Below are 19,157 nucleotides of genomic sequence, written 5' to 3' on the forward strand. Positions count from 1 at the left end.
TTCGAGCGTCTGATGTTTGGTGGAGGCGCCCTCGGTCATGATGCACAAGAACCAGCGCTATATGGCCATCATGCGCGCCCTTGAGCTGGCCGGCTCCTGCTCGGTGATGGATCTTGCCAGCCGCCTTGCCGTGTCCGATGAAACCGTGCGGCGGGACATCAAGGCGCTGGAGGCGCAGGGGCAAGTCATCCGCGTTCATGGGGGCGTGGTGCTGCCGGGCGGCAGCGCCGAAGCGGATTTTCGCAAGCGGATGAATCAGCAGCCGGAGGAAAAGCGCGCGCTGGCTGCGCTGGCGGCCGCCCAGGTGCGCAACGGCGATACGCTGATGATCGACAGCGGGTCGACCACTGCCTACCTCGCGCAGGCGCTGCTCGGCCACCGCGATCTCTTCGTCATCACCAACGGCACCGAGATTGCCCGAACGCTGGTGCGCGGCACGGGCAACCGCGTGCACGTTACCGGCGGCGAGGTCCGATCCGACGACAACGGCATCTTCGGCGAGACTGCGATCAGCTTCATGCGCCAGTTCAGGGCGCGGCTTGCAATTCTCTCCATCGGCGCCGTGCACGCAAAAAGCGGCTTCATGAACTTCCACCTTCAGGAGGCGGAAATCGCCCGCTGCATGATCGAGCAATCGCTCGGCACGATGGTGGTGGCGGATCACACCAAGTTCAGCAACCTCGCGCCGGTGGCGGTCTGCGGTTTCGCCACCGTCAGCACGCTGGTCTGCGACAGGCCGCCGCCGGCCGAGATGGTGCGTCAGATCGCGGAGAATGACGGCATCGTTCTGTCCTGCGAGCCCACAACTTAGGCGCTGCCGGCCTTTACCGCTGCAAGATGTCGGGCAAAGTCGGGCGTGGCCATCAGCGTGCGGCAGCGAGCGAAGCGTTCGGTGGCGTAGGCCCAGAAATCCTCTGCCGGATTTCCGTCGGCATGCTGGATCAGGCCCCAGAGCGTCCACAACAGATCGCACATCGCCTTGTAGATCACCATCCGGCCGTAGGTTGCGGCGTCCACCTTGCCGCCCACGTAGGCCTCCATCAGCTCCCGGTCTTCTTCGGGGCCGAAACCGGCTTCGACGGAAAGGTCGCCAAGGTCCCACAGCGGGTCGTTCATGCCGGAATATTCCCAGTCGACCACCCACATGCGCGTCCCGGTGTCGAGAAAATTCTCGCAAAGCGGGTCGCAATGGCAGGGCGCAAGGGCGGCCGGATGGGCGTTCAGCGCTTCGCGAACGGCGCCGGCTTCCGCCACCACGTCATTGTAGCCCTCGGGCAGCTTGGCGTTCTTCTCGTTCAGGATCCGCAGGTAGTCGTCAATCATTGCAAAGAGTTCGAACCGGAACTCGAATGTCTTGCCGCTCTGGTGAAGCTGGCGAAACACCGCCGCCGCACGGGTCGGCGCCCCCGGCGTCGTGCGGAAGCGCTCCGGCGACATTGTCGGCGCATCCACATATTGCGAGATCATCAGGCCGCTCTCCACGTCGAAGTGGATGACCTCCGGCGAGATGCCGGCATCGGCTGCCACACGCGCGTTATGCGCTTCGACCTTGCGGTCGATGTAGCTCTCGGTGCCCTGACCGGGAATGCGCAGGAGCAGGTCGCGGTCCGCCGTCTGAACGCGGAAGACGATGTTGGTCAGGCCGCCCAGCCGGGTGATCTTCACATCTTCGCGGTCGAGACCTGCAAATTCCGTGACGCTTCTGAGGTGTTCGAAGGCCGCTGTCTCGTTCATCCTCGTCTTGCTCCTGTCATGAAATTTCAACAAACTTCCAAAAAAGACCACAGGCTGATAACACCCGCGGGATTGGATCATCAAGCGGGGCCACGCCGGCCATGCGCGTCGGCGCAAAGGCCGGATGGTTGTGAACGCTGCGCCAGCAGTGTGGTCGCGCAAGGGCCCCGGCCTGCAATAAAAGAACAAGGAGTTCCGATGAGCAACGATGCTGCAAAGAGCCTCGACGTTGTCTATGCCGCGTCCAGCCCGAAGGACGTCGCCGAGCGCTATGATGCCTGGGCCAAGCGCTACGATGTTGAAATGGCGAGCCTTGGCTACCGGCATCCCACAATCTGCCTCGCCATGCTGACCCGGCATCTGCCGAAAGGCGCGGGGCCTGTTCTGGATGCAGGCGCCGGCACCGGACTTCTGGGCGAGTGGATGGCGATTGCGGGTTACGATGCCGCCGAAGCGCTGGATATTTCGGAGGGGATGCTCGAGGTTGCGCGCTCCAAGGGGGTCTACCAGGCGTGCCGCTATGGCGTGATGGGCGAGACGCTGCCGTTCGAGGACAACCATTTTGGCGCTGTGGTGTCGGCTGGCGTCTTCACGACAGGCCATGTGGGCGCCGAAGGCTTTGCCGAGCTGGTCCGGATCACGCGATCGGGCGGTGTTCTGGTCATCACCGTCAAGGATACGCTCTGGGACGGCGACGTTGGCGCCAGCATCGTGGCGATGGCGAAGGATGGCATCTGGGACATTCTGGAAGAGACGCCCTCCTACGTTTCGATGCCTGGCCGGCCGGACACCGTGCCGTCCCGCGCGGTGGTCCTCAAGGTTCGCTAGGCCAGCGATCGAGCTGCCGGAGCAAGGCGGGCAGTTCGGTGACATCGGCGAGCACGTGGTGGGCTTCGGCTGAAAGCTCTGCGCGCGTGCCGGTCCCGGTCAGGACCCCGATGCACAGGGAATAGCCCGCCGCGATCCCCATGCGAATGTCGTGCAGGTTGTCGCCGACCATCACGAGATCCGTCAGGGGCAGATTGCTCGCGGCGGCGAAGGCATCGGCCATGCCGGGCTCCGGCTTCACGCCGTGGCCGCTGTCGTAGCCGGCGACAAAACCGGCCTTCCCTTTCAGCCCTATGGTGTCCAGCGTTACCCGTGCGCCGCCAACGCTGTCGCTGGTGGCAACACCCGTGCGGATTCCCGCGCGCTCAAGCGCATTGAAAAGCGGCACAACGCCGGGCACGGCCACCGCAGCGGAGGCGCCTCCGGTAAAGATCCGGTCAAGCTCACGCGTGAGGCGCGCCACCTTGTGCGGGGCGCCGGCCTCAACCCAGGCGTCTGCAATCTCGATGGTGTTGCCCGCGGCAAGCAGGCTGCCGCCCTTGATCCGGCCGGTGCTCAAATCATGCCCGCCGAGCTGCAGGAGGTGCCGTGCAAGCGTCTGATCGCCAGCAGCTGCGAATGCGGCGGCCTTGATGTTGATCGGCGCCCAGGTTGCCTCGTAATCGACCAGTGTGCCGTCCTTGTCGAAGAGAATGCCGCGCACGGGATTGGGCATGAAGACAGCTCCGTTCGTTTTGCGGCTCCGGGTCCGGAAGCGCGGGTCACCGGATGCCGCTCTAACACCGGCGCTGCTGGATTTCACGGGCAGGCTGTGGATGGGCGGCCCCGTCGCCCTTGAGGCGAACCGGGCCGGGCCCCAGTTCAGGCGGCGAGGCTTGCTGCGCGCCTCGGCGGGCGCAGGTCATCCGTCTGGAGCGGGTCTGCCGGGCGGGACAGGCGCGGCTGCAGCACCCAGATGAGCCGCTGTTCGGCCCGCGTGAGCGCCACGTAGGCGAGGCGTTTCCACAGCGGCATTCCGCCATCGGCAAGGCCGGACCGCGCTGCGGCGCGCAGATCCGGCGCGAACACCTGCACGTTTTCCCACTGGGAGCCCTGCGCCTTGTGGATCGTCAGCGCGGCGCCGTGCACGAAGGTCGCGCCCATTTTCGCGACGAACGGCATGAACGGCTCGCCCTGGTCCGGCGATTCGATGCGCACGATGGCCCGGCAGCTCACCACCGGGTCTTCGGTGCCGATCACATGGAGCTTGGCAAACCCCGATCGCTTGCCCGGCCCCATGTAGATGGTCTGCGCCCCGCGGATGAGGCCCCGCGCCTCCAGCTCCACCCGGCGGTTCTGGTGTTTGGCGGGCAGCTCGATCCCGTCGCAGACGAGGGGTTCGCCCGGCAGAAGCTGGTCCCCCGGCGCCTCGAACGCGGTGCGGAAGGCGCGGATGAGCCGCATCCGCGTATCGTTGCGCCAGACGAGCACCGGCGAACGCGGCATCAGGTCGGCATCGACCCGGCTGGCCACCACCACCCGCGGGTCCCGCGCCGCCGCGTCCTCCACCATCTGCTCGAACGCGGCAAAGCTGAGGTCCGCCTCGCCCAGCGCGTGGGCAAGGTCCAGAATGGGGCTGTCGGCCGCCTGCCGGTGGACACGGGACAGCCGGATGATCGACGGCGCCGGCAGCGTATCGAACACCATCGCGCCGCCGCGCACCGGGGCCAGCTGTGCCGGATCGCCGAACATCACCAGCGTTTTGAACAGGGATTTCAGGTCCGTCAGATGGCTTTCGGCAAGCATGGACCCTTCGTCCACAAAGCCGATGTCGAGCGGGTCCTTGCGCGGTGTCCAGCCGGTGATGAAGTCGCTGCCTCTGAGACCGGCGACGGCGAGCGCGCCCACCACCGAGGCGTGGGCGGCATAGGACTGGCGGGCGCGTTCCAGAAGCGCGGCATCGATCTCGCCCGGCTGGTCGGACCGCTCGCCGGTCAGCCAGTCGACAACGTGCTGATAGTCGGGGTGAAACTGCGGCCGGTACAGCATTCTGTGCAGCGTGGTCGCCGGAACGCCGCGCTGACGCAGCACGCTGGCGGCCTTGTTGGTCGGCGTGACGATGGCAAGCGTGCGGCGGCCCGGCTTGAGCTTGCCCTCCTCGGGGCCGGCGAGGACCACGCCCGCCGCTTCAAGATCCTTCACGAGGCGCGCAAGGAGATGGGTCTTGCCGGAGCCCGCCTTGCCCAGCACTGCAAGCTGCCCGGTGCCTGCCTTGCTGCGCCCCGCCGTCTTCTCCACAAGGTCGACGCCGCGTGCGGCCACCAGTGCGGCCACATTCGACCAGGCTGCGGCCTGATCCGGCGAAAAATCATCGTGCGGGCAGGGCGGCAAAGTGGCCGGTGCATTCATTGTCGTCGATCCTTGCCGCAAGCGGTCGCATCGCCGCCGGGTTCAACCGAATCGGCGGCGGGCCCACCATCGTCTGGATGGAACGCGGCTGCAAACTCCGCCGTTCTCCGGCGCCGATTGCTCTAAAGCGCCTGTGGAGCCTTCGCCCGGACCCGTTCGCGCCAGAAGGCGAACAGCCCGGCGCCAATCACGATGGCGCCGCCAAGAATGGTCCACGGGCTGACGACTTCACCGAACACCGCAACGCCGATGGCAGAGGCGAGCACCGTCTGCAGGTAGGTGAAGGGCTGGATTGCCGAGGCCTCCGCCGCTTCAAACGCCTTGATGAGGAGGTAGTGGCCGGTCATCCCGCTGACGCACAGGATCGCCATCATGGCAGCCTCGCCCGCCGTCATCGAGGACCAGAACCACGGTCCGATGAGGGTCATGGTCAGCGCGCCGAAGAGGCCGGTGTAGTAGAAGCTCGTCATGGCAGCGTCGGTGCGGGCGGCCTTGCGGGTCATCAGCTGATAGGCCGCGAACATCACCATGGCGAGGATCGCAACGCCAATTTCCGGCGTGATCGCTCGTGTGCCTGGCCGGATGATGAGGAGCATCCCGATCAGCCCGACGCCCACTGCCGTCCAGCGCCGCCAGCCCACCTTTTCGCCCAGCACGGGGCCCGACAGCGCCACCACCAGAAGCGGCATGAACGCGAAGATGGCGTGGCTTGGCGCAAGGCCGAGCAGTGCAAAGGCCGAGATGGCAACGCAGATTTCGAGCGCGAGAAGCACACCACGGATGATCTGAAGGCGGGGCTGGCCCGAGGTGAGCCCCGCGCGAAAACCCTTGCGCCACAAAAGGAAGAGGCACACCGCGCCAAAGGCCCAGTAGCGCCACATGGTCACGAAGATGGCCGAATGGTTTTCCGCCAGCGCTTTGGAAAGCCCGTCCTGCGCGGCAAAGATGACGGTTGTGGCCACCATGAACGCGACACCGCGCAGGGTGTTCGTGCCACCGGAGGGGGTGGCGGTGACGGGGGCAGCGGAGCTTTCGACCATGTGCTGCTATCGCGCGCCCGCAGACCGCGCGCAAGGGCGGGGGTGCGGTCACCACCCCTTCGCAATCAGCATGGCTGAATCGCGCGCCAGCGGCGTATTGAGAACCAATGATGGGGTCGGCCATTGCTGGACAGGCCACCGCCGGACGGGCGGGGTCGTCCGCTTCACCGCATTTTGGCGTATTCATGTTGACATGGCAGTGCGGCGGTCGTTCTACCCGCGTGTGGCAAATGCCGCGGCACCGAACCGGTGATTTATGAAAGACAGTCTTGCGGCATTCCTCGGCCTTGCCGCCTACGCCGTCCTCTCCACCCACGATGTGATCGTGAAGGGGCTCGGCGCCACATTCTCACCCATCCAGATCGTGTTCTTCAGCGCGCTCATGGGCTTTCCGATCATCACGTTCTACCTCATCGGGGACCCCACGCAGCGGCGGTTGCGCCCGGTCCACCCCTGGTGGGTGGTCCTGCGCAGCATCAGCGGGACGACGTCTGCGATCTGCGCCTTCTACGCCTTTGCGGTTCTGCCGCTCTCGGAGGCCTATTCGTTCATTTTCGCAACGCCTTTGCTCATCACGCTGTTTGCTGTGCCGCTTCTGGGCGAGCGGATCCGTCTGCGCCGCGGGCTTGCCATTCTGGTGGGGCTTGTGGGCGTGCTCATCGTCCTGCGGCCGGGCGTCAGCGCCATCAACAGCGGGCACATCGCGGCGCTCTGCGCGGCGTTCTGCGCGGCGCTCAATGCGGTCATCGTGCGCAAGATCAGCAATGACGAGCATGTGGTGGTCATGGTGCTCTATCCGATGATCACCAATCTTCTGGTCACCGCCTTCGCGCTGCCGTTCGTTTATGTGGACGTGAAGCTGGTGGACCTCTCGCTCTTCGGCCTCACGTCCCTTCTGGTTCTGTGCGGGATGACGCTGATGGTCTCGGCCTATTCGCGCGGGTCGGCCATTGTCGTCGCGCCGATGCAATATTCGCAGATGATCTGGGGCAGCCTGTTCGGCGTCATCCTCTTCGGCGAGTGGCCGGTCTGGCAGACCTATCTGGGTGTCGCCATCATCGTCGGCTCGGGCATATACATCCTCAAGCGGGAGGCGACGCAGGACGTGTCGCGCACCACGCCCGTGCTCTCGACCAAGACGCGGATGGGCCACGCTGTCGCCTTGCGTGTCAGCTCGCTGCTGCGGCTGCGCCAGGATGGGGAAGCTGCCCGCAAGGACAGGCCGGAGTGAAGATCCGCGCGGCTCGCCGGCCGGCGGTCACGACATGATCAGGCCGCCGTCCACGTTGATCGTCTGCCCGGTGATGTAGGCCGCATCCGCGCTGGCGAGGAAGGCGACGAGGCCCGCAACGTCGCGTCCTTCGCCGGCCCGCTTCATGGGGATGTTCTGCACCCAGCTTTCCATCAGCGCACCCGGTGCGAAATCACCCAGCATCTTGCCCCAGACACGGTCGTTATAGTCCCACATGTCGGTCCTGATGATGCCGGGGCAGATGGCATTCACCGTGATGCCGTCCAGCGCCACTTCCTTGGCAAGGCTCTGCGTCAGCCCGACCACGCCAAACTTCGAGGCCGCATAATGCGGCGTGTAGATGAAACCGGCCCGCGCCTGACCCGACGCGGTGTTGACGAGAGCGCCCCCGTTGCCGGACTTGCGCATCAGGCGGATCGCCTCCTGACAGCACAGGAACACGCCCTTGGTGTTCACCTCCATGGTGGCGTCCCATTCCTGTTCGGTCAGGTCTTCCACCTTGGCGATGGTGATGATGCCCGCGTTCTGGATTGAAACGTCGACCCCGCCGAACTCTTTTTCGGCAAAGGCATAAAGCGCCTGCACCTGCTCCTTGTCGGTGACGTTGCAGACGAACCCCTTCACTGATGCGCCGGTGGCGTCCAGCGCGCGGGCGGCGTCCGTCACGTGCGCCTCCACCGAGGCGATGACGACGTTGGCGCCCTCGGCGGCGAAGCGCTCGGCCATCGCGTATCCGATGCCCTTGTTGCCGCCGGTGATGACGACGGTCTTGCCTGCAAATCGAGCCATGACGATTATTCCGCTGCTTCTTGTTGGTTGTTTTCGGAGACGAGGCGCTCCGCGGTGAACTTGTCGGTGACCAGAAGATCGATGACGCCGGTGCGCAGGGCGCCGCGGATGGCGCGGGTCTTGGACTGGCCGCCGGCCAGTGCGATCACGCGGTCGATGGTCGAGAGTTCTTCGAGCGTCATGCCGATCACTCTTTCGTCCAGCGGGGTTTTCACGGAGCGCCCGTCGGCATCGAAGAAGCGCAGGCTCATGTCGCCGACGCCGCCGGCTTCCTCCACCGCCGCCAGCTCGCGGGAGGTGAAGACGTTGCCGCTGCGCGCCAGCATGCCGGATGGCTCCATGGCGCCGATGCCCACCACGGCCACGGTGATCTTGCCGAAGAGGTCCATCGTTTCGCGCACATAGGTGTCGCTGAGGAGGACCAGCTTGGCCTCGCGCGATTGCGCCACCCCCGGCGTGTTGAGGAGATGCGCTTCGGCGCCGGTCAGCTTGGCAAGGCGGGTGGTAAGCTGGTTGGCGTGGAACTGCACCGTGGGGTCGCCCATGCCGCCCAGCGTCTGGACGACGAACTTTGCCTTGCCCGATTTCATGGGGTGGATGTTGTCGACCATCTTCAAAATGGTTTCGGACCAGCTGGAGACGCCGATGATTTCGCCCGGCTGGAGCGTCGCTTCCAGGAAATGGGCGGCCGCTTCGCCGATCCGCGTCATGATCGCGCGGTCGCGATCCTCCGTGCATTCCACGACGATGGCTTCGGCAATGCCGAAGACCCGGCGCAGGTCCGCCTCCAGGTCGGCATAGGTGCCCGATGGCGAGACCACCGTGGTGCGGACGATTTCCTCTTCCTGCGCACGCTTGAGCATCCGCGAAACGGTCGCCTGGGAAATCCGCAGATGCTTTGCAATATCGGCCTGCCGCTGGTGCTCCAGATGATACATCTGCGCGACGCGGGCGATCATCCGAAGTTCATTGAGGCGGGACATGGTGACCTTCCGAATGCTCGTGAATAAATATTCACTATACGCGGAGGACCGTGCGGGCAATCGCCTCTCGCCATGCATTGCGGGACGCGCGCACCATATCGGGAGCGGCCGTCGGATCGTGGGGCTGCCCGTGCGACGCAAATCCGGCAACGGTCGCAAGGTCGGGGAAGATCCCTGATGCCAGACCCGCAAGGTAGGCGGCGCCCATGGCGGATGCCTCCGAATCGCGGCAGGGGGCCACGGGATGGGACAGGCTGTCCGCCACAAGCTGCATGAGGAACGCGTTGGCACTGGGGCCGCCGTCGACAAAAAGGCGGCCGATGCCACCTCCCGCCGCCGTCATCGCGTCGTAAACGTCGGCGACCTGGTGGGCGAGGCTTTCGGCTGCCGCGCGCGCCACATGCGCAGGTTTCGCGCCGAACGAGAGGCCGCAGATCATCCCGCGGGCGTCCGCGTCCCAGTGGGGCGAGCCGAGCCCCACGTGCGCCGGAACGAGGCACACGCCGTTGGCGTCCGGAACCGATTGCGCAAGCGCCAGCAATTCATCGACGCCGGAAAGGCCCAGCAATTCGGCCGACCAGGGAAAGATCGACGCGCTGACGAGAATGTTGCCCTCGAAGGCGAAGGTGGACTGGCCGTCCAGCGACCATGCGATGGTGGTGGTGATCCCCTCCGGCGGCACGGTGAAGGCCGGAATTGTCGTCATCATCGACGACCCGGTGCCGAAGGTGATCTTGCCGTCGCCATTGCCGAAGGCGCCGTGCCCGAAAAGGGCGGCGTGGGAATCGCCAATGGCGGCGGCAATGGCGATACCGTCCGGCAGAACGCCGGTGCCCCGCGTGTGGCCGTAGATGTGCGCTGAATCGTGGACCGCCGGAAGGTACGCCGGGTCGACGCCGAAGAGCGCGCACAATGCGTCGTCCCACCGGCCTTCGGCGAGATTGAAGAGTTGCGTTCGCGCCGCATTCGAGCGGTCCGTGGCATGGACGGCCCCGCCCGAGAGCTGCCAGATCAGCCACGAATCCACCGTGCCGATGCAGATGTCAGTGTTTCCGCCGCCGTGGTTTTCCAGCAGCCACGCGGCTTTGGTCGGCGGGAACATGGGGTCGAGCGGGAGGCCGGTTCTTGCAATCACGTCCGGCTCGTGGCCGTTCTTGCGCAGCGCATCGCAGGCGGCTGCCGTGCGCCGGCACTGCCATGTGACGACCGGGCCGAGGGGGGCGCCGGTGTTCCGGTCCCACATGAGGATGGATTCGCGCTGGTTGGAGATGCCGAGCGCCTCGATCGTCACGTCCGGCGCCTTGGCAAGGCAGCCGGCGATGGCCTTGCAGGTTGCGGTCCAGATCTTTTCGGCGTCCTGTTGGACCCAACCCGATTTCGGGTGCTCGATGGGCACGGGGGCCGAGCTGCTGGCGACGATCCTGCCCGCATCGTCGACCAGCACGGCCTTCGAATTGGTCGTCCCTTCGTCGATGGCGAGGATCACCTTGCGCGCCACGCCTAACTCTTGCGCTTTATCAGTGCGGCCGCACTGCTGGCGATACCCTCCGGTGACATCCCGAACTCGTCGAGCAGGAAGTTGGCCGAGCCGGTGGGCGCGAAGATGCCGGGGACGCCGAGGCGCTTCATCGGCACGGGGATCACGTCCACCACAACTTCGGCCACGGCACTGCCCAGACCGCCGAAGGTCGTATGCTCTTCGCAGGTGAGAATGGCGCCGGTGTCCTCTGCCGCTGCGACGATGGCGTCGGCGTCGATGGGGCGGACCGACGCCATGTTGAGAACGCGGGCGGCAATGCCCTGCCCGTCGAGGATTGCGGCGGCCACCATTGCGCGGCAGGTGAGGGTGCCGTTTGCGATGATTGTCAGGTCCGCACCATCGCGCAGCATGTTGGCCTTGCCGAGCGTGAAGGCGTGATCCGCGGGCAAAAGGTCCGGCACGCCGACGCGGCTGAGCCGCAGGAAGCACCCGCCCTGGTGGCTGGCGGCCCATCTGACGGCGGCGGCGGTCTCGATCCGGTCCGCCGGGGCGATCACCGGCACGTTGGGCAGTGCGCGGATCCAGGCAAAATCCTCGATGGAATGGTGCGTCGCGCCGAGTTCCCCGTAGGCCATACCGGCGCTGATGCCGACCAGCTTCACGTTGGTTTCGGAGTAGGCGACGTCGGCCTTGATCTGCTCCAGTGCGCGACCGGTGAGGAAGGGGGAGGCGGCGCAGACGAACGGGATCTTGCCGCCGTTGGCGAGCCCCGCCCCAACGCCGACCATGTTCTGCTCGGCAATGCCGACATTGATCAGCCGTTCGGGAAATTTTTCGCGGAAGCCGGCGAGTTTGGACGAGCCGACCGAGTCGTTGCAGACGGCGACAATGCTGTCGTCCGCAGCGCCGAGGCTCTCCAGCGTGGCGACAAAGGCGTCGCGGCAATCGTAGAGGCTGGCGTTTTCGAAGGGCGCGTTCATCGTCCCGCCTCCTCAAGCTCGGCCATGGCCTGCTTGTACTGCTCCGCGCTGGGCACCTTGTGATGCCAGGCGACATTGTCGGACATGAACGAGATGCCCTGACCCTTGTTGGTGCGCGCGACTATGCACCTCGGTTTGCCCGGAACCACCTTGTCCGCCGCAAGCGCATTGCAGATCTGGTCCATGTCGTGGCCGTCGATTTCCTCCACGGCCCAGCCGAAGGCTTCCAGCTTGGGCCGCAGGGGCGCCACGTCGTTGGTGTCGGCAACGCGTGCGCCCTGCTGGAGGCGGTTGTGGTCGATCACGAGCGTCAGGTTGTCCAGCTTGAACTGGGATGCGGCCATGATGGCTTCCCAGTTGGAGCCTTCCTGCATTTCGCCATCGCCGGTGATGACGAAGGTGCGCCATTTTTCCCGGCTGAGCTTCGCCGCCACGGCCATGCCGACGGCAATGGGCAGCCCGTGGCCGAGCGGGCCCGTGTTGGTTTCGACGCCCGGCACCTTGGTGCGGGTGGGGTGCCCGTTGAGGCGTGAGTGGGGCTTGAGGAAGGTGGCGATTTCCTCCTTTGCGATGAAGCCCTTTTCGGCAAGGACGATGTAGAGCGCCAGCGCGGTGTGGCCCTTGCTCAGCACCAGCCGGTCGCGCTGCGGATCGCGCGGCGCATCCGGGTCGACCGACATGATCTTGAAATACAGCGCCGTCAGGAGGTCGGTGACGGACATTTCGCCGCCAATATGCCCCGCGCCAGCCTCATACACGGCCTGCAGGTCGCGCCGTCTGATCTTGTTGGCGATTGCTCGCAATTCGCTGGATTGCATGGCTCGTCCTGAATATATATTCAATTAAAGTAAAACATGCATCAGATTGGAGTGTCAAGCGGTCCGTGGCGCGCTGTATGGCCGATGAGCCCATTAACCTGACGCTAAAGCCAGATTGACAGACTCCGCCTGATCCGGTACGAAATAAACAACGCTATTGAATAAATATGCGGTTGGGAGGTGTGATGTCCGCTTCAACGTCGGCCGGGTCCGCGGGAAGACAGAGGATTTCCGAGTTCTTTTCGCTCAGCGGCGCCACCGGCCCGTTGATCGGCCTGATCCTCCTGTGCGCATTCCTGTCCTTTGCGACGGATTCCTTCCTGTCCTTCCGCAATTTCCTGAACATCGCCGACCAGATCACCGTTCTGGGCATCATGGCGGTGGGGATGACGTTCGTGATCCTCATCGGCGGCATCGACCTCTCGGTGGGGTCGGTGCTCGCCCTGTCGATGATGGTGCTCGGCTTTCTCAACGTGACCGCCGGGCTGCCGATGACGGTCGCGATCCCCGGCGCACTGATGGCGGCCGCCGTCTGCGGCGCGATTTCGGGACTGCTGATCACGACGTTCAGGGTGCCGGCCTTCATTGCCACCCTGGCGATGATGTCGATCGCCCGCGGTGTCGCCAACATGATCACCAATGGCTCGCAGATCATCGGCTTCCCGGCATGGTTCAACATGGGCGCAATCATCCGGCACTTCGGCTTTCTGACGATGACGGTCGCCGTGATGCTGGTGGTCTTCGCCGCCGCAATCCTGTTCCTGCGTGTGCGGGAAGAGGGCCGCTCGCTCTACGCCATCGGCGGCAATCCCGAAGTGGCACGCCTTGCCGGGATCAACGTCAAGCTGACGACCGTGCTCGTCTATACGGTGTGCGCGCTGCTGTCCGGCCTTGCAGGCGTCTTGCTCGCCGCAAGGCTCGACTCGGTTCAGCCAAGCTCCGGTGTTGCCTACGAGCTTGACGCCATTGCCGCGGTGGTCATCGGGGGCACCAGCCTGTCCGGCGGCACGGGCGGTGTCGTCGGCACGCTGATCGGCGTCCTTGTGATCGGCGTCCTGCGCAACGGGCTGAACCTCTTGAGTGTGTCGCCCTTCCTGCAGGCGGTCATCATCGGCCTCGTCATCGTCCTTGCCGTGGCGGCGGAGACGTTCAAGCGCCGCCGAAACTGAACTCAGGGGCCGCGCATCATCGGCGTGCCCCCCAAACGAATGGTCCGAGCAGTCGGGCTGCAAGAGGTCCTATCCCCAGCGAGCCGGACCCAAACATCAATGAGGAGACGTTCAAGATGACCAATCTCAAGAAACTGCTGGCAGCGGCTGCGGTCGTCGCCCTTGCCGGGCCTGCCGCGGCGCAAGGCGTTGGCGGTGTCTCGAAAATCGGCCTCGCGGTCCCCAACCTGCAGGCTGACTTCTTCAACCAGATCAAGCTGGGCATCGAAGGCTACGCCGAAAAGCTGGGCATCGAAGTCATTGTCGTGGACGCCAAGAACGACACGGCGACCCAGGTCAGCCAGGTGCAGGACCTGATCACCCAGGGCATCGACGCCTTCATCTACATTCCGGCCGGTGCGGCTGCCGCTGCGGTGCCGACCCGTCTGGCACGGGCCGAAGGCATCCCCGTCATCAACGTTGACCGCGAGCCCGAAGGCGCCGCCGGCGACACCGTGATCTACGGCGAAAACGTGCGGTCCGCCTACGAGGTCTGTGACCACATCATCGGTCTGGCCGAGGGCGAGGGCAAGATGGTCATCATCCACGGCCAGAAGGGGACCACCCCCGAAGTCCAGCGCTTCGAAGGCTGCAAGATGGCCATCGACGAAAACCCGGGCATCGAACTGGTCGCCCAGCAGTGGAGCCAGCAGTGGTCGCCCGATGAAGGGTTCCAGATCGCGCAGAACATGCTGCAGGCCAACGGCGACATCAAGATCATCTTCGGTCAGGCCGACGGCCTTGCCATGGGTGCAGCCAAGGCCGTGGAAGTGGCCGGGCTTGCTGATCAGGTGATCGTTGGTGGCTATGATGGCGATGGCGCCGCGCTCGAGTCTCTGGTGGCTTGCGACACCCCGTTCATCGTGACGGCAACACAGAGCACGCAGGCCATGGGCGTTCTCGCGGTCAACGCGGCCATTGCAGTTGCCAACGGCGCTTCGGTTCCGGCGCGCCAGATCCCGAACGCTGTGCTCACCACCTGCGACAACGCCGCGGCATTCGTCGAAAAGCACCCCTGAGCACACGGTTTCCGGCACGCTGATACAAAGGGCGATCCCATGACACGTGAAGGCACGGCGCCGATCCTGGCCCTGCGGAACATCAAGAAGTCCTACGGGCCGATTGAGGTGCTGCGGGGCATTGATCTGGATTGCCATGCCGGCGAGGTCACGGCGTTGCTTGGCGAGAACGGTGCCGGCAAATCCACAGTGTCGAACATCATCTCCGGGACGGTCCCCCCTTCGGCCGGAAAAATGCAATGGCAGGGCGCGCGCTACGCGCCCGCCAACCCCCGCGAAGCCATGGATGCGGGCGTGGGCATGATCCACCAGGAGCTTCACCTGCTCCCGCATCTGTCCATTGCCGAAAACGTGTTCGTGGGCCGCTACCCGACACGGGCGGGGATGGTCGACCGCAAGACGATGGAAGAGCGGGCCCACGAGGGCCTCCAGCGGCTCGGCCTCGAAATTTCGCCGCGCCGGCTGGTGCAGGGCCTGTCGACGGCCAACCAGCAGCTGATCGAGATCGCCAAGGCGCTGACGTTGAAGGCCCGGCTTCTGATCCTCGACGAGCCCACCGCGGCCCTTGGCGGTGACGAAACGTCCAGGCTGTTCGAGCAGATCGCGCGCCTGAAGGAAGAAGGCGTCGGGATCATCTACATTTCCCACCGTCTTGAAGAGATCAAGCGGATCGCCGACCGCATCGTGGTGATGCGTGACGGCGAAAAGGTGCAGGAATTCGAGAGCGCCGATGTTCCCGTGCGCACCATCGTGGAGGCCATGGTCGGCCGCAGTCTCGACCGGATGTTTCCGCAAATTCCGGTGCCGAAGGACGAAACCGTTCTGGAGGTGCGCGACCTCAAGTCGGCGCTGGGCAGTTTTTCCGGCGTCAACTTCAAGGTTCGCAAGGGCGAAATCTTCGGCATTGCCGGACTTGTGGGCGCCGGGCGGACCGAGCTGGTGCGCGCGATCGCAGGCGTCGATCCGGTGTCCGGCGGAAAGGTGCTGCTGAACGGCGACGAGATCACCCCGCGCAAACCCTCAGATGCAATCCGGAACGGCATTGTCCTCGTCCCCGAGGACCGCAAGCTGCAAGGCCTCGTCCTCAAGCATTCCATTGCGGAGAACATCGCCTACGCAAACATGAATCAAGTCTCTGCCAAGGGCTGGATCGCCGGGCGCAGGATCAGATCGTTCGCCGACCAAAACATCGCGAAGTTCGGCGTGAAGGGCAAGGCGCAGCAGAACGCGGACGAAATGTCGGGCGGCAACCAGCAGAAGGTGGTGATTGCCAAATGGCTGGCCCGCAACCCACGGGTGGTGGTTCTGGACGAGCCCACCCGCGGGATCGATGTCGGCGCCCGGTCCTCGATCTATGACATCATCGTCGGCCTTGCGAATGAAGGTGTGTCGGTGATCGTCGTCAGCTCCGACCTTGAGGAGGTGCTTGGCGTCTCCAATCGCATCATGGTCATGGCGCAAGGCAAGCAGGCCGGAACCCTGAACCGCGACGAGGCCAACGACGTCTCGATCATGGAACTGGCCACCATCTGACCCCCCGCAATCGCAACTGCCGGAAACCCCACATGCCCGACATTTTTCTCAATGCGCCAGCGCTGTTCGATCTCTCCGGCCGCACGGCGCTGGTCACAGGCGCAGGCAGCGGGATCGGGCAGCGCATCGCCATCGGTCTGGCGCAGTGCGGGGCCGACGTGGCGCTGGTGGATCGGCGCACCGATGGCGGCCTTTCCGACACCGCGAGCCTCGTTGCAGCAGCCGGCCGCAAGTCGGTTCAGGTGGCTGCCGACGTGACGTCTGCCGACGCGCTGGCCGAGGCGGTTGCGCAGACCGAAGCCGAGCTTGGTCCGCTGACGCTCGCGGTCAACGCCGCCGGGATTGCCAACGCAAACCCCTGCGAGGAGATGGGCGAGGACCAGTACCAGACCCTGATGGACATCAACCTCAAGGGCGTCTGGTTGTCGTGCCAGGCGGAGGCGCGCGCCATGCTGGCGCACGGCAAGGGCGGTTCCATCGTCAACATCGCGTCAATGTCGGGCGTCATCGTGAACCGCGGCCTCAACCAGGTGCACTACAACGCATCGAAGGCCGGCGTCATTCACATGTCGAAGTCGATGGCGATGGAATGGGTTGGCCGCGGCATTCGCGTGAATTCGATTTCGCCCGGCTACACCGCAACTCCCATGAACACCCGCCCCGAAATGGTCCACCAGACCAAGGAATTCGAAAACCAGACGCCGATGCAGCGAATGGCCGACGTCAACGAGATGGTCGGCCCGGCGGTGTTCCTTCTGTCGGACGCAGCATCCTACTGCACCGGGGTCGATCTTCTGGTCGACGGCGGCTTCTGCTGCTGGTAGCCGCCGTCAGCCTTTTAAGTCAGGCCAGTTCGCGCATCACCGCAATCAACTTCGACTTTGCCTCGAAGCCGACGCCGGGGATCTGCGGCAAGCCGACCTGGCTGTTGTTGACGGCAATGCCGTCGGCAAAGCCGCCGAAGGGCTGGAACACGTCCGGGTAGCTCTCGTTGCCGCCAAGGCCGAGCCCGGCGGCAATGTTGAGCGACATCTGGTGCCCCCCGTGGGGCACCGCCCGCCGCGGCGACCAGCCTAGCTCTTCCATCACCTTCAGAGTGCGCAGATACTCCACCAGCCCGTAGGAGAGCGCGCAGTCGAACTGGAGGATGTCGCGGTCGGGCCGCATCCCGCCGTAGCGCAGGAGGTTGCGCGCGTCCTGGTGGCTGAAGAGGTTCTCGCCGGTGGCAAGCGGGCCTGAGTAGACCTCGCCGAGCCGGGCCTGAAGGTCGTAGTCCAGCGGGTCGCCGGCTTCCTCGTACCAGTGGAGGCCGTAGGGTTCGAGCGCCTTGGCGTAGGCAAGCGCGGTCTCAAGGTCGAACCGGCCGTTGGCGTCGACGGCGAGGCGGCGGCCTTCGCCCACCACCTCCAGCACCGCCTCGATGCGGGCAAGGTCTTCGGCGAGCGGGGCGCCGCCGATCTTCATCTTCACCACGTCGTAGCCCCGCCCGAGATAATCCTCCATCTCGGCCTTCAGCTTCCCGTGGTCCTTGCCGGGGTAGTAGTAGCCGCCGGCAGCGTAGACCCATACGCTGTCGTCCGCCTCGCCGCCGCGGAAACGGTCCGCCAAAAGGCGCCACAGCGGCACGCCGGCAATCTTGGAGACGGCGTCCCAGACGGCCATGTCGATGGTGCCGACCGCGACGGAGCGTTCGCCGTGCCCACCCGGCTTCTCGTTTGTCATCATGGTGTCCCAGATGGCGAACGGGTCGAGGTTGTCGTTTTCTTCATCCGCCAGCGTGGCGGGGTCTGCCTCCATGATGCGCGGGATGAAGCGGTCGCGCATGAGCGGCCCTTGCCCATAGCGGCCGTTGGAGTTGAAGCCGTAGCCCACCACCGGCTTGCCGTCCCGGATCACGTCGGTGATCACCGCGACAACGGAGCAGGTCATCTTCGAGAAGTCGATGTAGGCGTTGGCGATGGGGGAGGCGATGGAAGCCGTCGTCTCGCGGATTTCGGTGATGCGCATGGCGGTCCTTCCGGGCTTACGCGAGGGCGTCGGTGATGGCCTTGCCGCAGGCTTCGGTGTTGGCGGTGCCGCCGAGGTCGCGGGTGCGCAGACCCTTGTCGGTGAGGCTGGCTTCGATGGCAGTGAGGATGCCGGCGGCAGCTTCGGCGTGCCCGAGGTGCTCCAGCATCATCGCGCCGGCCCAGATCTGGCCGATGGGGTTGGCGATGCCCTGGCCCGCAATGTCCGGCGCCGAGCCGTGGACCGGCTCGAAGAGGGACGGATAGTCCTTCTCCGGGTTGATGTTGCCGGATGGCGCAATGCCGATGGTGCCGGTGCAGGCGGGCCCGAGGTCGGACAGGATGTCGCCGAAGAGGTTGGAGGCGACCACAACGTCGAACCGGTCCGGGTTGAGGACGAAGTGGGCGGCCAGAATGTCGATGTGGTACTTGTCCCACGTGATGTCCGGATAGTTCTTCGCCATCTCCTCAACCCGCTCGTCCCAGTAGGGCATGGTGATGGAGATGCCGTTTGACTTGGTGGCGGAGGTCAGCTTCTTGCGCGGCCTCGTCTGCGCAAGTTCGAAGGCGTAGCGCAGCACGCGGTCGATGCCGACGCGGCTCATCACCGTCTCCTGCATGACGATTTCGCGCGGCGTGTTCGGGTACATCTTGCCGCCGACGGAGGAATATTCGCCCTCCGTGTTCTCGCGCACGATCCACATGTCGATATCGCCGGGGCCGCGGCCCGCCAGCGGCGAGGGCACGCCCGGCATCAGCCGCGCGGGGCGAAGGTTGACGTACTGGTCGAAGTCGCGCCGGAAGTGGATCAGCGAGCCCCACAGCGAGATGTGGTCCGGCACCGTGGCGGGCCAGCCGACGGCGCCGAAATAGATGGCGTCGTGGCTGCCGACCTGTTCGCGCCAGTCCTCCGGCATCATACGGCCGTGCTTGGCGTAGTAGTCGCACGAGGCGAAGTCGAACGTGTCGAACTGGAGATCGAGGTCGTAGCGCCTGGCGGCGGCCTCCAGCACGCGCAGGCCCTCGGGGACGACCTCCTTGCCGATGCCGTCGCCGGCGATGACGGCGATTTTCAGCCGGTTCTCACGCATGGGTGTCG

At 65.1% G+C, this 19,157-nt stretch carries 18 protein-coding genes; 7 read left to right on the forward strand and 11 right to left on the reverse strand.

The window, feature by feature from the left end; all coding sequences use genetic code 11:
- The first annotated feature begins 37 nt into the window (after nucleotides 1-37).
- Nucleotides 38-811, forward strand: a complete 774-nt coding sequence (locus tag RDV64_RS09560) for a DeoR/GlpR family DNA-binding transcription regulator (protein ID WP_309199024.1) — start codon at nucleotides 38-40, stop codon at nucleotides 809-811.
- On the opposite strand, the gene RDV64_RS09565 is transcribed toward RDV64_RS09560, so the two are convergent.
- Complete coding sequence (locus RDV64_RS09565; RefSeq protein ID WP_309199025.1) at nucleotides 808-1,734, reverse strand: choline/ethanolamine kinase family protein; 927 nt, start codon at nucleotides 1,732-1,734, stop codon at nucleotides 808-810. The genes RDV64_RS09560 and RDV64_RS09565 overlap by 4 nt on opposite strands.
- Before the next feature lie 198 nt (nucleotides 1,735-1,932).
- On the opposite strand from RDV64_RS09565, the gene RDV64_RS09570 reads away from it, so the two are divergent.
- Nucleotides 1,933-2,562: a methyltransferase domain-containing protein gene (locus tag RDV64_RS09570; protein WP_309199026.1), complete on the forward strand. Its 630-nt coding sequence runs from the start codon at nucleotides 1,933-1,935 to the stop codon at nucleotides 2,560-2,562.
- On the opposite strand, the gene RDV64_RS09575 is transcribed toward RDV64_RS09570, so the two are convergent.
- The 3 genes from RDV64_RS09575 to RDV64_RS09585 form a co-directional block, all read right to left on the reverse strand.
- Nucleotides 2,549-3,277 (reverse strand): HAD family hydrolase, encoded by a 729-nt coding sequence (locus RDV64_RS09575; protein WP_309199027.1) that lies wholly within the window; start codon nucleotides 3,275-3,277, stop codon nucleotides 2,549-2,551. The two genes, RDV64_RS09570 and RDV64_RS09575, sit on opposite strands and share 14 nt — an antisense overlap.
- A gap of 146 nt (nucleotides 3,278-3,423) precedes the next feature.
- On the reverse strand, nucleotides 3,424-4,950 hold the full coding sequence (locus RDV64_RS09580) for an AAA family ATPase (protein ID WP_309199028.1): 1,527 nt from the start codon (nucleotides 4,948-4,950) through the stop codon (nucleotides 3,424-3,426).
- Nucleotides 4,951-5,072: 122 nt separating this feature from the next.
- A complete protein-coding gene (locus RDV64_RS09585; protein WP_309199029.1) occupies nucleotides 5,073-5,990 on the reverse strand; it encodes a DMT family transporter in 918 nt (305 codons plus the stop codon).
- Between the two features lie 256 nt (nucleotides 5,991-6,246).
- On the opposite strand from RDV64_RS09585, the gene RDV64_RS09590 reads away from it, so the two are divergent.
- A complete protein-coding gene (locus RDV64_RS09590) occupies nucleotides 6,247-7,221 on the forward strand; it encodes a DMT family transporter (protein WP_309199030.1) in 975 nt (324 codons plus the stop codon).
- 27 nt (nucleotides 7,222-7,248) lie between these two features.
- On the opposite strand, the gene RDV64_RS09595 is transcribed toward RDV64_RS09590, so the two are convergent.
- From RDV64_RS09595 to RDV64_RS09615, 5 genes are read right to left on the reverse strand one after another with little or no spacing between them, the layout of a single operon-like run.
- The gene (locus RDV64_RS09595) at nucleotides 7,249-8,031 is read right to left on the reverse strand and encodes an SDR family oxidoreductase (protein WP_309199031.1); all 783 of its coding nucleotides are present in this window, start codon (nucleotides 8,029-8,031) and stop codon (nucleotides 7,249-7,251) included.
- Between the two features lie 5 nt (nucleotides 8,032-8,036).
- Nucleotides 8,037-9,014: a sugar-binding transcriptional regulator gene (locus RDV64_RS09600; RefSeq protein WP_309199032.1), complete on the reverse strand. Its 978-nt coding sequence runs from the start codon at nucleotides 9,012-9,014 to the stop codon at nucleotides 8,037-8,039.
- Between the two features lie 34 nt (nucleotides 9,015-9,048).
- The gene (locus tag RDV64_RS09605) at nucleotides 9,049-10,512 is read right to left on the reverse strand and encodes an FGGY-family carbohydrate kinase (RefSeq protein ID WP_309199033.1); all 1,464 of its coding nucleotides are present in this window, start codon (nucleotides 10,510-10,512) and stop codon (nucleotides 9,049-9,051) included.
- 2 nt (nucleotides 10,513-10,514) lie between these two features.
- The gene (locus RDV64_RS09610; RefSeq protein ID WP_309199034.1) at nucleotides 10,515-11,474 is read right to left on the reverse strand and encodes a transketolase C-terminal domain-containing protein; all 960 of its coding nucleotides are present in this window, start codon (nucleotides 11,472-11,474) and stop codon (nucleotides 10,515-10,517) included.
- Complete coding sequence (locus RDV64_RS09615) at nucleotides 11,471-12,292, reverse strand: transketolase (protein WP_309199035.1); 822 nt, start codon at nucleotides 12,290-12,292, stop codon at nucleotides 11,471-11,473. The genes RDV64_RS09610 and RDV64_RS09615 overlap by 4 nt, the downstream gene beginning before the upstream one ends.
- A 185-nt stretch (nucleotides 12,293-12,477) precedes the next feature.
- Here RDV64_RS09615 and RDV64_RS09620 point away from each other — a divergent pair, with 185 nt between their 5' ends.
- The 4 genes from RDV64_RS09620 to RDV64_RS09635 all read left to right on the forward strand — a co-directional run bounded on the left by RDV64_RS09620 (nucleotide 12,478) and on the right by RDV64_RS09635 (nucleotide 16,876).
- Nucleotides 12,478-13,461 (forward strand): ABC transporter permease, encoded by a 984-nt coding sequence (locus RDV64_RS09620; protein WP_309199036.1) that lies wholly within the window; start codon nucleotides 12,478-12,480, stop codon nucleotides 13,459-13,461.
- 116 nt (nucleotides 13,462-13,577) lie between these two features.
- Nucleotides 13,578-14,519, forward strand: a complete 942-nt coding sequence (locus RDV64_RS09625) for a substrate-binding domain-containing protein (RefSeq protein WP_309199037.1) — start codon at nucleotides 13,578-13,580, stop codon at nucleotides 14,517-14,519.
- A gap of 39 nt (nucleotides 14,520-14,558) precedes the next feature.
- Nucleotides 14,559-16,052, forward strand: a complete 1,494-nt coding sequence (locus RDV64_RS09630) for a sugar ABC transporter ATP-binding protein (protein ID WP_309199038.1) — start codon at nucleotides 14,559-14,561, stop codon at nucleotides 16,050-16,052.
- A 32-nt stretch (nucleotides 16,053-16,084) separates the two neighbouring features.
- Nucleotides 16,085-16,876, forward strand: a complete 792-nt coding sequence (locus RDV64_RS09635) for an SDR family oxidoreductase (RefSeq protein ID WP_309199039.1) — start codon at nucleotides 16,085-16,087, stop codon at nucleotides 16,874-16,876.
- A gap of 19 nt (nucleotides 16,877-16,895) precedes the next feature.
- Here the strand turns inward: RDV64_RS09635 and RDV64_RS09640 are convergent, their stop codons facing one another.
- Together RDV64_RS09640 and RDV64_RS09645 are read right to left on the reverse strand one after the other, a co-directional pair.
- Complete coding sequence (locus RDV64_RS09640; RefSeq protein WP_309199040.1) at nucleotides 16,896-18,059, reverse strand: mandelate racemase/muconate lactonizing enzyme family protein; 1,164 nt, start codon at nucleotides 18,057-18,059, stop codon at nucleotides 16,896-16,898.
- 16 nt (nucleotides 18,060-18,075) lie between these two features.
- The gene (locus RDV64_RS09645) at nucleotides 18,076-19,149 is read right to left on the reverse strand and encodes a tartrate dehydrogenase (protein ID WP_309199041.1); all 1,074 of its coding nucleotides are present in this window, start codon (nucleotides 19,147-19,149) and stop codon (nucleotides 18,076-18,078) included.
- Between the last annotated feature and the right edge of the window lie 8 nt (nucleotides 19,150-19,157).

The organism is Acuticoccus sp. MNP-M23 (assembly GCF_031195445.1).
In the GTDB taxonomy this organism is placed as follows: Bacteria; Pseudomonadota; Alphaproteobacteria; order Rhizobiales; family Amorphaceae; genus Acuticoccus.